A 12,707-nucleotide genomic window follows, 5' to 3' on the forward strand; every position below is an offset into this window, starting at 1 on the left:
GCCGAGCCGCGGCCGCCCGGCGCCGTCCGACCGCGCCGTCCTCACCCGGGACCGGCAGGTCCCACCACCTGTCGGTCCCGGGTCGCGCTACAGCGCGCGGCGCGCGGCGGCGATCCCGTCGGGATCCCAGCCGGGCCGGGGGACGGACTCCAGCAGCAGCGCCGTGTAGGCGTGCTGCGGGTCGTCGAGGACCTGGGCGGTCGGTCCGGCCTCGACGATCCTTCCGTTCCGCATCACCACGACCTCGTCGGTGACGCAGCGGACCACGCCGAGGTCGTGGGTGATGAAGAGGTAGCCGATGCCGGTCTCCTCGCGGATGTCGGCGAGCAGGTTGAGCACCTGCGCCTGGACGGACACGTCCAGGGCGGCGACCGCCTCGTCCAGTACCAGGACGGCCGGCCGCACGGCCAGCGCCCGGGCGATGGCGACGCGTTGGCGCTGGCCGCCGGAGAGTTGGCGGGGCAGCGCGTCGGCGGCCCTGGTGCCGAGCCCGACCTGGTCGAGGAGTTCCTTGATCCGGGCCTGGTGGTCGGTCTCCGGGAAGTGCAGCCGCAGGGTCTCCCGGAGCACGGCCTCGACGCTGGTGCGCGGGTCCAGCGAGAGGTACGGGTCCTGGAAGACCATCTGCACCTCGCGGGCGCGGGCCAGCCGCTCGGCCCTGCCCCGGGCGCGGCCGGTCCGCGGTCGGCCGTGGACGGTGACCCGCCCCTCGTCGGCCTGTTCGAGGCCGACGATGATCCGCGCGGTGGTGGTCTTGCCGGAGCCGGACTCGCCGACGATGCCGAGCGAGGCGCCGGCGTCGAGGGTGAAGGAGACGTCGTCCACCGCCCGGACGCTGCCGAAGGTCCGGTGCAGTCCGGTGACCTGGAGTACGGGCTCAGGCATCGGCGCGGCTCCCTTCGAGCGGGCCGTCCCCGACCGGGGTGTCCCCGAACGGACCGTCCCCGAGCGGGTGGTGACAGGCGACCGGGTGTTCCCCCGCCAGCTCGGGGGTCTGCTCCCGGCACACCTCGGTGGCGAAGGAGCACCGGGCGGCGAACGCGCAGCCGGTCAACTCCTGCCGCAGGTCCGGTGGTTGGCCGTCGATGGCGGCGAGCCGGCCGGCCGGGGCGTCCAGTCGGGGGGTGGAGGCGAGCAGGGCGGCCGTGTAGGGGTGGCGGGGCCGGGCGAAGAGTTCGGCGGCGGGGCCGGTCTCGGCGATCCGTCCGGCGTACATGACGTAGACCCGGTCGCTGATCGCGGCGGCGAGGCCGAGGTCGTGGGTGACGAACAGCAGCCCGGTGCCGAAGCGTTCGCGCAGCCGGCCGAGCAGGGCGACCACCTCGGCCTGGCTGGTGACGTCGAGCGCCGTGGTGGGCTCGTCGGCGAGCAGCAGGATCGGGTCGCCCATCAGGGCGGCGGCGATCATCACGCGCTGGAGCATGCCGCCGGACAGCTGCCCGGGGTAGCGGCTCAGCAGTTCCGGTCCGAGGCCGACGGCGTCGAGGAGTTCGACGGCCCGCCGGTCGGCGTCGGCGGCACTCATGGCACCGGTGAGGCGCACGCTCTCGGTGAGGAAGTCGCCGATCCGGCGCAGCGGGTTGATGGCGGCCCGGGGGTCCTGGAAGATCATCGCGGCCTGGCCGGTGCGCAGGGTGCGCAGCCGGGCGGGCGCCATGGTCAGGACGTCCTCGCCGTCGACCAGGACGGTGCCCTCCGGTGCGGCGCCGGACGGCAGCAGGCCGAGGGCGGTGCGGGAGGTGAGGGTCTTGCCGGAGCCGGACTCGCCGACCAGGGCGACGGTCTCGCCGGGGGCGACGGTGAGGTCGACGCCGTCGAGGACGGGCCGGGCGGTGCCGGGCAGTTGGAGCCGCAGGCCCTGGATGTCGAGGGCGTTCACAGGGTCCTTCCAGTGGTGCGGTGGTCGTTCATGCGGACCTCCGGGCGACGCGGTCGGCCCAGCGCTCGCCGACCACGTTGAAGGCGACGACGGTGAGCACGATCAGGGCGCAGGGCAGGATCGCGGAGAGCGGGTAGCCGTGCTGGATCGCGGTCTGGCCGTCGAAGACCATCCGGCCCCAGTCGGGGGTGAGGGCGGGGACGCCGAGGCCGAGGAAGGACAGGCCGGCGAGGTCCATCAGGGCGTAGCCGAAGTTGACGGCGGACTGGGCGAGGACGACCGGCGCGATGTTGGGCAGGACGTGCCGCAGGCAGATCTGCAGGGCGGAGTGGCCCTGGACCTGGTAGGCGGAGACGTACGGCCGGGTCCGTTCGGCCAGCACAAGGGAGCGGGTGAGCCGGGAGACGTAGGGCAGGTAGGCGATCGCCAGGGCGACGACGGGGGCGAGCAGGCCCTCGCCGTAGACCGAGACGATCAGGATGGCGAGCAGCATGCCGGGGAAGGCGAAGACCAGTTCGGTGCTGCGGGAGAGGACGGAGTCGAGCCAGCCGCCGCGCCAGCCGGCCGCGAGGCCGACGGCGATGCCGGCGACGGTGGAGAAGACGACCACGCCGAGCGGGCCGAGCAGCGAGGTGCGGGCGCCGATCAGCAGCCGGGAGAGGGTGTCGCGCCCGGCCGTGTCGACGCCGAGCAGGTGGTCGGGCGAGGGCCCGGCCAGGGCGTTGCCCAGGTCGACGGCGTTCGGGTCGTACGGCGACAGCAGGGAGGCGAGCAGGGCGGCGAGCACCACCAGTACAGCGAAGCCGAGGCAGGCCAGGTAGAGCGGGGCGCGGGCGGCCTTGATCCGGCCGAGGCCGGGCCGGCGGGTGAGGCCCGACCGTTCGATGAGACCGGCACTCATGCGTCGGACCTCCTGGAGCCGAGGGTGACCCGGGGGTCGACCAGTGGGTGGAGCAGGTCGACGACCAGGTTCACCGTCATGAACAGGGCGACGATGATCAGCGAGATGGCCTGGACGGTCGGGAAGTCCTTGGTGGTGGTGGACAGTTCGAGGAGCTGGCCGATGCCGCCGATGCTGAACGCGGACTCCACCAGGATGGTGCAGACCAGCAGGGTGGAGACGATCAGGCCGCCGGTGGTCAGCACGGTGCCCAGCGAGTTGCGGAACACGTGGCGGCGGATCACCTCGCGCTCGGGGACGCCGCGGCTGCGGGCCACGGTGACGTGCTCGCCCTCCAGGGCCTCCAGCATGGCGGCGCGGGTGACCCGGGCCAGCATGCCGATGAGGTAGAGCGCGAGGGCGAGCGCCGGCAGGGTGAGGTGCCAGAGCATGTCGCCGAGGCCGTCGCCGACGCCGCCGACCGGGAACCAGCCGAGCTTGACCGCGAAGAGGCCCTGGAGCAGCACGGCGGCGACGAAGGACGGCGTGCCGAGGGCGATCGTGGTGGTGACCAGGATGGTGGAGTCGGTGGTGCCGCCGCGCACCGCCCCGAGCCGGCCGAGGGCCAGGCCGATGACGACCACGATCACCAGGGCCATGCCGACCAGCAGCAGGGTGGCGGGGAGCCGGTCGGCGAGCAGCTTGGACACGTCGGTGCGGTAGGTGATGGAGCGGCCGAAGTCGCCCTGGAGCACCTGGCCGAGCCAGCGGAAGTACCGCACCAGGAAGGGGTCGTCGAGGTGGTACTGCTCGTTGATCGCCTGGAGGGCGGCCGGCGAGGCCGACCGTCCCGACAGGAGGAAGCTCGCGGGGCTGCCCGGCGCCAGGTACATGGCCCCGAAGACCACGAACGAGGCGCCGAGCAGGGTCACCGCCATCTCGACCAGCCGCCGGGCGGCGAATCGGAGGAAGCTCACCGTGCGGCCCCCACATCGGCGGCCCACGGGTAGTACATGTACGAGATGGTGGTCGGGGCGCCGGTGATCCGCTTGTTGAGGAAGACGGCGGTGGGCCACTCGGCGACCGGGATCCACAGCAGCTGCTGGGAGGCGGCCTGCTGGAGCTTGGCCTCGATCGCGCCGCGCTTGGCCGGGTCGTACTCGGCGGTGGCCTGGTCGATCAGGTCGTCGTAGGCCTTGTCGCTGTAGCCGGCGAAGTTCTGGTAGGCGCCGGTGCGGAAGTTGACGAGCAGGTCGAGCGGGTCGGTGATGGAGTCGTAGTACGTCTCCGGGAACATGTCGATGCCCTCGCGCGCCTTGGCGTCGGTGAACAGCGCGGTGAAGGCGTTCGGGGCGATCGTCCTGAGCTGGATGTCGAGGCCGATCTTCGTCCCGGCGGCCTGGACGGCGGTGGCGAGCAGGGAGACGTCCTGGCCGATGGTGCTGGTGGCCATGACGAGCGTCTTGCCGCTCGCGCCGGCCTCCTTGACCAGGGCCTTGGCCTTGTCGATGTCCTGGGTGGTGGGGGTGAGGCCGTCGAAGGCGCTCTTGCGGACGTCGTCGGGGGCGGAGGCCCAGGCGGCCTTGGTGGTGAGGGAGCCGGTGACGGTGCCGGAGCCGGCCAGGCCGGTCTTGACGAAGCCGGAGCGGTCCAGGGCCAGCGACAGCGCCTGGCGCACCCGGACGTCGCCGAGCGCGCCCTGCATGTTGGTGACGTTGACGTTGACGGTGCTCAGGCCCTCGCCGAAGTAGAGGGTGCCCGGGCCGCTCTTCTTGAGGCGGTCGTAGCTCTCGGTGGGGATGAGGTAGCCGCCGTCGACGTCGCCGGTCAGCATCGCGTTGGTGCGGGCCGAGGAGTCGGTGAGGAAGCTGAACACGACCTTCTTCGACTTGGCCTTGGTGCCCCAGTAGTCGTCGAAGCGCTGGAGTTCGAGCGACTGGCCCTTGGCCCAGGTGCCGAGCTTGAAGGGGCCGGTGCAGTCGAGGCTGCCGGTGGTGCCGTAGTCCTTGCCCGCGGCCTCGATGCCGGCCTTGGCGGCGACGACGCCGGCGGCGGTGGCCATGTACTGCGGGAACTGGGAGTCGGCCTGCTTGAGCTTGACGGTGACCTGGAGCGGGCCGGTCTTGGTGATGGAGTCGACGTTCTGGAAGGTCTGGGCCCAGGCCGCCGCGTTGTTGGGGTCGGTCTGCCGGCCGAGGCTGTACACGACGTCGTCGGCGGTCATCACCGTGCCGTCGTGGAAGTGCACCCCCGAGCGCAGGTCGTAGACCCAGGTGGTCGGGTCCGGGTTGGTGGCCTTCTCGGCCAGGCCGGGCGCCAGGGTGAGCTGGGGGGTCCAGCGCATCAGGCTCTCGCAGACGTTGGAGAGGATCGTGTTCTGCGGGTAGTCGAAGGCCTGGATGTAGTCGAGGGTCGGCGGCTCGGCGTAGGTGGCCCAGGTGAAGGAGTCGATCTCGCCCTTGGCGGGCGGGGTGGAGGCGGAGAGCTGGAAGCCGGCCTGGCCGGAGTCCCCGCCGCGCGGGGGGCCGGAGCAGGCGGCGACCATGGTCGCGGCCGAGAGCAGGGCGGTGGCGAGGGCGAGCCGGCCGCGCTTGGTGGCGCGTCTCGCGGGTGCGAGCGTCATGAGGGTGGTCTTCCGATCGGTGCGGAACGGGAGGTGCGGAGCGGTACGGGGTGCGGGCCGTACCGGTCCGCGGGGGACGCGCCGGTGGGGCGGTCGCGTCCGTGGGCCGGATGGGGGCCGGCCCGGGCGGCCGGGGGTCAGGCCCGGGCGGCCGGGGGTCAGGCCCGGGCGGCCGGGGGTCAGGCCCGGGCGGCCGGGGGTCAGGCCCGGGCGGCCGGGATCTGCTGGGTGATGCAGTGGACGCCGCCGCCGCCGTAGGCGATCACCCGGGCGCGCACGCCGACCACCTTGCGGTCGGGGTAGGCCGCGGCGAGGACGGCGAGCGCGCCCGCGTCCTCGGGGTGGTCGGCGACCGGGACGACGACGCCGCCGTTGGCCAGGTAGAAGTTGAGGTAGCCGACCTCGACCCGGTTGCCGTCGACCTCGACGAAGGCGGCCTGCGGGACGTCGACGATCTCGAAGGGCCGGCCCTGGGCGTCGGTGGAGTGCTCCAGCACGGTGCGGTTGGCGCGCATCCGCACGTAGTCCGGGTGCTCGGGGTCGGCGGGCAGCTGCACGACGACCTTGCCGGGGGCGACGAAGGCGCAGACGCCGTCGACGTGGCCGTCGGTCTCGGTGTCCAGCGCACCGCCGTAGGGCAGCCAGATCACCTTGGTGACGCCGAGGCGGGCCTTGAGCTCGTCCTCGATCTCCTCCCGGCTCAGGTCCGGGTTGCGGTTGGGGTGGAGCAGGCACTGCTCGGTGGTGATCAGGGTGCCCTCGCCGTCGACGGTGATGGCGCCGCCTTCGAGGATCATCTCGGAGCGGACGGCGGGGACGCCCAGGTGGTCCAGCAGCAGGGCGCTGATCCGGTCGTCGGTGTCCCAGGGGTGGTGCTTGCGGCCCCAGGCGTTGAAGCGGAAGTCGACGCCGGCCCGCCGGCCCTCGCCGTCCAGCACGAAGATCGGCGCGCTGTCGCGGAACCAGGAGTCGTCCAGGGGGAGTTCGACCACGGTGGTGCCCTCGCCGCAGAGCTCGCGCGCCTCGTCGCCGTGGCCGGGCGGCGCCACCATGGTGACCGGCTCGAACTCGGCGATGGCGCGGGCGACCGTCGCGTACTCGCGCTTCACCTCGGCCAGGGTGTCGCCCCAGAGGTCCGGCCGTACGGGCCAGGCCATCAGGCAGCCCTCGTGCTCGGTCCACTCGGCGGGCATTCGGAACGTCACGGGTTTCCTCTTCCGTTCGGAACTGGTGCGGTGCTGTGGTGCGGGCTCGGCGTCGGGGCCCGGCGGGATCCGCCGGGCAGGCCCCGGGGCCGAGGCCTCGGCGGCCCGCCGCCGTGGGGTACCGGGCGGGCCGCCGAGGGGTTGGGGGGCCTAGACCGCCGGTACGGCGGGCTGGGACTGGGTGGCGCAGTGGATGCCGCCACCGCCGGAGGCGATGTTGTCGATGTTGATCTGGACGACGTCGCGGCCGGGGAACTCGGCCTGGAGGATGGTGTAGGCCAGGCCGTCGGCGTAGCCGTCGCCGAACTGGGGCACGAACACCGACCCGTTGGCGACGTAGAAGTTGGTGTAGCTGGACAGGAAGTCCTTGCCGCGGCCGCGGATCAGGGTGCGGTCCGGGCCGGGCAGTTCCACCACGGTCAGGGCGCGGCCCTGGGCGTCGGTCGCGCTCTGCAGGACCTGCTTGGCCTGCTGGTAGACGTCGATCCAGACCTGGTCGGTGCCGGGGCCGGGCTTGTCGAGGACGACGCGGCCCGCGGAGGTGAAGCGGGCCAGGCAGTCGATGTGGTCGTCGGTGATGTCCTGGCCGGCCAGACCGGCCAGCCAGATCACCTTGTCCATGCCGAGACTGCTCTTCAAGGCCTGTTCGACCTGGTCCTGGGTCATGCCCGGGTTGCGGTTCGGGTTGACCAGCGAGCTGACGGTGGCCAGCAGGGTGCCCTGGCCGTCCGTCTCCAGGGCGCCGCCCTCGCCGGTGAAGGAGGCGCTGACGCGGCTGACGCCGTACTCGGCGAGCAGGCTCGCCGCGACCGCGGCGTCCTCGGCGAAGGGCTGGTAGTAGGGGGTACCGGTCTTGCCCCAGCCGTTGAAGTGGGTGTCGACCCCGGCGACGGTGCCGGGCGCAACCGTGAAGGTCGGGCCGAAGTCGCGGATCCACAGGTCGTCGTTGGGGATCTCGACGACGGTGATGCCGTAGGTGCTGCCGGGGCCGCACCAGTACCGGGCGCTCGCGGCCTGGGCGGGGCGCGCGACCAGGACGACCGGCTCGTAGCGGGAGATCTCGTAGGCGACCCGGGCGATGTCGTCGCGGACCGCCGAGAGCTTGCTGCCCCAGATCGAGGAGAGGGCGGGCCAGGCCATGAAGGTGCGGTCGTGCCGGTCGCTCTCGGCCGGCATCCGCAGCCGCGGGGTGGCGGTGGCCGATCCCGTGGCCGATTCCGTCGCCGTGGCCGTGGCCGCCTGGGCGTCGTCGGCCCGGGCGGCGGCCGGGAAGGCCGCGGTGAGGGCGGCCAGCGGCACGGCGGCCGCGCCGAAGCGGAGCAGGCTTCTTCTTGAGGGGGTGGGGGTGTTCAAGAAACGCTCCCTGCATGAGGTGGGAGGTGTGGGGGTTGCCCCGCATCCTTCACCGCACTGAAAATTCAGTCAAGCCCCTGGGGGACAGTTACCTTTCGGTCACCTTCGGAACACCCCGGCCAACCCCGGACCACCGGTCTACACCAGGGCAGTGCGGCGCGCTGACCAGGGAGCCGGTCTCGGGGAGCCCTCGGAAGGGAGTCCTGAAATTTTCGTCAGGATTGTGTAACGAGCCGGCCCGAATCCCGGTAGAGTGACCGCTCATGTCGGACCGTCGGACAGCGATACTCGAAGCCGCCACCCGCGTCATCGCCCGACGCGGCATCCGCGGACTGCGCATGGGCGAGCTCGCGGCCGAGGCCGGGGTGTCCACCGCGCTGATCTACTACCACTTCACCGACCGGGCCGGCACCCTGCGCCGGACGCTGGAGTTCATCAGCGACCGCGCCGACCACTACACCGCCGACCAGGAGCCCGCCACCCGGGCCGAGGACCCGCGCACCGACCTGGAACGGGTCCTGCTGCGCGAACTCCAGGACACCGCCGAGGTCCGCGAGAACAGCACCGCCTGGGGCGAACTGCGGGCCACCGCCGTCTTCGAACCCGACCTGCGCGAGGAACTCGCCCGCTCCACCCACACCTGGGTGCACGACGTGGCCGAACTCCTCGCCCGCGCCAACCCCACCGGCACCGCCCCCGCCCACGCGGCCGCCGCCGAACGGCTCACTGCCCTGACCGAGGGCCTCAGCGTGCGCTGGCTCAGCGGCTCACTGAGCCTCGACCACGCCCGCCGACTGCTCCGCGGCGCCGTCGACACGGAGCTGGCCCGGCGCTGAACCCCCGCGGGCGGCCGGGCCGACCGCGGCTTTTCAAGGTCGGGGACTAGCCCATCCGCTCGCGCAGCCGCGCGCTCGCCCGGTCCAGGTGGACGGCGAGCGCGCGGTCCGCCTGCTCGGTGTCACCGTCGGCGATCGCCGCGAGGATCGCGTCGTGCTCGTCGGCGATCTCGGCGATGCTGAGCAGCTTGTACGTCTGGACCTGGGCCATGCACAGCCGCATCTCGGCCATGATCGAGGCGTGGCTGCGGCTCAGCCGCGGGCTGTCGAGGGCGTCCACCAGCGAGCGGTGGAAGCGGACGTCCGGCTCCACCGAGGCGACCGCCGAGTCCTCCGCCTCCGCCAGTCGGCGGATCTGCGCCTGCGCCTCCACGGCGGCCGGCGGGACGAGCCTGCGCTGCGCCAGCTCCCGCATGACCTGGCGCTCGACGCAGGTCCGGACGTAGTAGAGGTCGGCGACGTCGTCCGCGTCGAACACCGGGACCCGGGCGCTCCGGTGCGCGTCGCGCCGCAGCAGCCCCTCCCCGGTGAGCCGCTCGATGGCGGCCTTGGCCGTCGGCCGCGCCACCTCGTACCGGCCCGCGATGTCCGTCTCCACCAGCACCGTGCCACCCGGGAGCCGCCCGTCGAGCAGTTGCTCGCGGAGTTCCGCGACCAGCGCGTCGATGAGGGACGTCGCCTGTGGGCGGGTGGCCATCATTCCTCCAGGGTGTCGATCGGCTCCGCTAAGTTACCATACGTGAACTCTTGACTGCCGTGCACACTTGTCTTACAACTTTGGGAACCCCACTCCCCCACCCCACGCTCCACGCGACAAGGTCGTCGCGTTCCAGGAGGTTCCATGTACCGCCAGGTCCTCGATCCACTGGCCGGCTCACTGCTGTGGTCCGCACTCTGCGCGGCGCTGCCGCTGCTCACCCTGTTCGTGCTGCTCGGCGTCTTCCGGGTGAAGGCACACCTCGCCGCGGTGGCCTCGCTGGTGCTCGCGATCGCCCTGGCGGTGTTCGTCTGGGGCATGCCGGCGGGCCAAGCCCTCTCCGGCGCGGCCGAGGGCGGCTTCTACGGGCTGTTCCCGATCCTCTGGATCCTGGTGAACGCCCTGTGGATCTACAAGATGACCGAGGTCACCGGCTGGTTCGCCGTCCTGCGGCGCTCCTTCGGCAGCATCTCGGCCGACCAGCGCGTCCAGGCCATCCTGATCGCCTTCTGCTTCGGTGCGCTGATCGAGGCGCTCGCCGGGTTCGGCACCCCGGTGGCCATCACCGTGGTGATGCTGATCGCGGTCGGCATCGCCCCGGTCAAGGCGGCGACCGTCGCACTGGTGGCCAACACCGCGCCGGTCGCCTTCGGCAGCCTCGGCGTCCCGCTGACCACCCTGGCGGGCGTCACCGGCCTGCCGCTGCACGACCTGGGCGCGATGGCCGGGCGCCAGACCCCGCTGATCGCCGCGTTCATCCCGCTCATCCTGGTCCTGCTGCTCGACGGACGGCGCGGCGTCCGGGAGACCTGGCCGGTCGCCGCGGTGGCCGGACTGGTCTTCGGGCTCGCCCAGTTCCTCTGCGCCAACTTCGGCAGCGTGGAGATCACCGACATCGTCGCGGGCATCGCCACCCTGGTCGCGGTGGTCGGCTTCCTGCGGGTCTGGCAGCCGAGGACCGTCCGACAGGCGCCGGCGGGCGCGGCGGACGGCACCCCGGAGGCCGCCGACGCCGACGCCGAGCCCGCTCCGCAGGGCGGCGCCCTGCTGGCCTTCGCCCCGTACCTGATCATCTGCGCGCTGTTCGCCCTCACCCAGGTCGGCCCGGTCAAGGACTGGCTGACCACCGAGGGGACGCTCCACTTCACCTGGCCCGGCCTGCACGTCGAGACCCCCACCGGACAGCCCGCCTCGGCCGTGACCTTCAAGCTGGAACACCTCAAGGGCGGCGGCACGGTGCTGTTCCTGGCCGGCCTGCTCACCATGGCGCTCTACCGGATCGGCCCGCGCACCGCGGCCAGGGCGTACGGGGCGACCCTGCACCGGCTGCGCTGGACGGTCGTCACCGTCACCGCCGTGCTCGCCCTCGCCTGGGTCATGAACCTCTCCGGCCAGACCGTCAGCCTGGGCACCGCACTCGCCCAGACCGGCACCGCCTTCGCCCTGTTCTCCCCGATCGTGGGCTGGCTCGGCGTCGCCGTCACCGGCTCCGACACCTCGGCCAACTCGCTGTTCGGCGTCCTCCAGGTGACCGCCGCGCACCAGACCGGGCTGAACCCGACGCTGCTCGCCGCCGCCAACTCCAGCGGCGGCGTGCTCGGGAAGATGCTCTCCCCGCAGAACCTGGCCGTCGCCGCGGCCGCGATCGGCCTGCCCGGCAGCGAGAGCACCATCTTCCGCCGGGTGCTCGGCTGGAGCCTCGGCCTGCTCGCCGCCTTCGCCCTGCTCGTCTACCTCCAGTCGACGCCGGTGCTGGGCTGGATGACCGTCTGACCGGTCGCCGCCCCACCGCGGCGGGACGGCCGGCCCCGTCCCGCCCCGTCGCCACCCCCAACGGAAGGACCCACCATGCGCGTTGTCTGCGCCCCCGACAAGCTGCGCGGCTCGCTGGACGCGACCCAGGCGGCCGCCGCCCTCGCCGCCGGGATCCGCGCGGCCGGCGGCACACCCGTGGAACACCCGCTCGCCGACGGCGGCGAGGGCTCGCGGCTCACCGTCCAGGCGGCCCTCGGCGGCACGGTCACCACCGTGGACAGCGTGGACGCGCTCGGGCGCCCGCTCCCGGTGCCGGTCGGGCACCTCGACGACGGGACGGCCCTGATCGAGGCGGCCGAGGCGATCGGCTGGGACGCCCTGGCCGGCACCGAGCCGGACGTGCTGCGCGCCTCCAGCGCGGGCCTGGCCGCCCCGGTGCTGGCGGCCGTCGCCCGGGGCGCCCGCCGGATCGTGGTCTTCCTCGGCGGCACCGCCACCATGGACGGCGGCACCGGACTGCTCGCCTCCCTCGGCGCCGAGGTCCTGGACGCGGACGGCGACCGACTGCGCGGCAGCGGGGCGGACCTCGCCCGGGTGCACCGCATCGACCTCGCCCCCGCCCGCCAACGGCTGGCCGGCGTCGAGCTGTTGGTCGCGGCCGACGTCACCAGCCCGCTGTTCGGGCCGGACGGCGCCGCCCGGGTCTTCGGCCCCCAGAAGGGCGCGCGGCCGGACACCGTCGGACTACTGGACGAGGGCCTGCGGGCGCTGTCGCCACTGCTGACCGGGGCCGGGCCCGCCGACGGCGCGGGCGCGGCCGGCGGCCTCGGCGCGGCCCTGCTGGCCCTGGGCGCCGACCTGGTGCCCGGGGCGGGCCTGATCCGGCAGTTGACCCGCTTCGAGGAACGGCTCGCCGGCGCGGACCTCTGCCTCACCGCGGAGGGCAAGGTGGACGCCGGGACCAGCGCGGGCAAGACCGTCCGCGGCGTCGTGGACGCCTGCACGGCGGCGGCGGTGCCCTGCGTCGTGCTCGGCGGCACGCTCAGCCCCGGCGCCGAGCTGCTGTACGACCACGGCGCCACCGCCGTGCTGCCGATCGGCCCGGGCCCGCGCGACCTCGACACCGCGCTGCGCCACGGCGCCGACGACCTCACCAGGACGGCCTACGCGGTGTGCCGCCTCGCCGCCGTCGGGGCCGCCGCGCGCCCGTAGCCCGGCTGGAGCCCCGCACCGGAGCGCCCCCGACCCGCCAGTGGCAGGTCGGGGGCGCTCCGGCGTCCGGGCACCGACCGTACTGTCGAGATGGGCATCGGATCCGGCCATCGACAACGAAATCCGAAGGGGTTCCGCAGCAACTCGACGGAATCACTTGACGACTGACGCCACCTCGGGCAAGATCCACGTCGAGTCGAGCGGCGCACGGCGGCGTGCCGCTCGCCCGTCGCGGCCCCTGCCGCACCCCCTGCCACGGCGAATCCG

General features: G+C 73.2%; 11 protein-coding genes. 3 read left to right on the plus strand and 8 right to left on the minus strand.

What is annotated here, in order from left to right:
- Positions 1–87: 87 nt before the first annotated feature.
- The 7 genes from ACFV8H_RS27665 to ACFV8H_RS27695 all read right to left on the minus strand — a co-directional run bounded on the left by ACFV8H_RS27665 (position 88) and on the right by ACFV8H_RS27695 (position 7,940).
- Positions 88–885 carry an ABC transporter ATP-binding protein gene (locus ACFV8H_RS27665; protein ID WP_380405084.1) on the minus strand — a complete coding sequence of 266 codons (798 nt, stop codon included), beginning with the start codon at positions 883–885 and terminating at the stop codon, positions 88–90.
- A complete protein-coding gene (locus tag ACFV8H_RS27670) occupies positions 878–1,879 on the minus strand; it encodes an ABC transporter ATP-binding protein (protein ID WP_380405087.1) in 1,002 nt (333 codons plus the stop codon). The genes ACFV8H_RS27665 and ACFV8H_RS27670 overlap by 8 nt, the downstream gene beginning before the upstream one ends.
- Positions 1,880–1,907: 28 nt before the next feature.
- Positions 1,908–2,780, minus strand: coding sequence for an ABC transporter permease (locus ACFV8H_RS27675; protein WP_380405090.1), 873 nt, complete (start codon positions 2,778–2,780; stop codon positions 1,908–1,910).
- Positions 2,777–3,736: an ABC transporter permease gene (locus ACFV8H_RS27680; RefSeq protein WP_375893531.1), complete on the minus strand. Its 960-nt coding sequence runs from the start codon at positions 3,734–3,736 to the stop codon at positions 2,777–2,779. The genes ACFV8H_RS27675 and ACFV8H_RS27680 overlap by 4 nt, the downstream gene beginning before the upstream one ends.
- Positions 3,733–5,382, minus strand: a complete 1,650-nt coding sequence (locus ACFV8H_RS27685; RefSeq protein ID WP_380405093.1) for an ABC transporter substrate-binding protein — start codon at positions 5,380–5,382, stop codon at positions 3,733–3,735. The genes ACFV8H_RS27680 and ACFV8H_RS27685 overlap by 4 nt, the downstream gene beginning before the upstream one ends.
- 200 nt (positions 5,383–5,582) lie before the next feature.
- Positions 5,583–6,587, minus strand: a complete 1,005-nt coding sequence (locus ACFV8H_RS27690; RefSeq protein WP_380405096.1) for an agmatine/peptidylarginine deiminase — start codon at positions 6,585–6,587, stop codon at positions 5,583–5,585.
- A 150-nt stretch (positions 6,588–6,737) separates the two neighbouring features.
- Positions 6,738–7,940 (minus strand): agmatine deiminase family protein, encoded by a 1,203-nt coding sequence (locus ACFV8H_RS27695; protein ID WP_380405099.1) that lies wholly within the window; start codon positions 7,938–7,940, stop codon positions 6,738–6,740.
- Positions 7,941–8,203: 263 nt separating this feature from the next.
- Between ACFV8H_RS27695 and ACFV8H_RS27700 the strand changes: the two genes are divergently transcribed.
- Positions 8,204–8,776: a TetR/AcrR family transcriptional regulator gene (locus tag ACFV8H_RS27700; protein WP_380405102.1), complete on the plus strand. Its 573-nt coding sequence runs from the start codon at positions 8,204–8,206 to the stop codon at positions 8,774–8,776.
- A gap of 46 nt (positions 8,777–8,822) precedes the next feature.
- Here the strand turns inward: ACFV8H_RS27700 and ACFV8H_RS27705 are convergent, their stop codons facing one another.
- Complete coding sequence (locus ACFV8H_RS27705; protein WP_380405105.1) at positions 8,823–9,473, minus strand: GntR family transcriptional regulator; 651 nt, start codon at positions 9,471–9,473, stop codon at positions 8,823–8,825.
- Between the two features lie 144 nt (positions 9,474–9,617).
- On the opposite strand from ACFV8H_RS27705, the gene ACFV8H_RS27710 reads away from it, so the two are divergent.
- Positions 9,618–11,246, plus strand: a complete 1,629-nt coding sequence (locus ACFV8H_RS27710; RefSeq protein ID WP_380405108.1) for an L-lactate permease — start codon at positions 9,618–9,620, stop codon at positions 11,244–11,246.
- Positions 11,247–11,321: 75 nt separating this feature from the next.
- On the plus strand, positions 11,322–12,440 hold the full coding sequence (locus ACFV8H_RS27715) for a glycerate kinase (protein WP_380405111.1): 1,119 nt from the start codon (positions 11,322–11,324) through the stop codon (positions 12,438–12,440).
- The last annotated feature ends 267 nt before the right edge of the window (positions 12,441–12,707 follow it).

The organism is Kitasatospora sp. NPDC059827, assembly GCF_042731675.1.
Taxonomy (GTDB): Bacteria; Actinomycetota; Actinomycetes; order Streptomycetales; family Streptomycetaceae; genus Kitasatospora.

Coding starts and splice junctions, on each gene's coding strand:
- ACFV8H_RS27665 (WP_380405084.1), bottom strand. CDS start 885: ATGCCTGAGCCCGTACTCCAGGTCACCGGACTGCACCGGACCTTCGGC.
- ACFV8H_RS27675 (WP_380405090.1), bottom strand. CDS start 2,780: ATGAGTGCCGGTCTCATCGAACGGTCGGGCCTCACCCGCCGGCCCGGC.
- ACFV8H_RS27685 (WP_380405093.1), bottom strand. CDS start 5,382: ATGACGCTCGCACCCGCGAGACGCGCCACCAAGCGCGGCCGGCTCGCC.
- ACFV8H_RS27700 (WP_380405102.1), top strand. CDS start 8,204: ATGTCGGACCGTCGGACAGCGATACTCGAAGCCGCCACCCGCGTCATC.
- ACFV8H_RS27705 (WP_380405105.1), bottom strand. CDS start 9,473: ATGGCCACCCGCCCACAGGCGACGTCCCTCATCGACGCGCTGGTCGCG.
- ACFV8H_RS27710 (WP_380405108.1), top strand. CDS start 9,618: ATGTACCGCCAGGTCCTCGATCCACTGGCCGGCTCACTGCTGTGGTCC.
- ACFV8H_RS27715 (WP_380405111.1), top strand. CDS start 11,322: ATGCGCGTTGTCTGCGCCCCCGACAAGCTGCGCGGCTCGCTGGACGCG.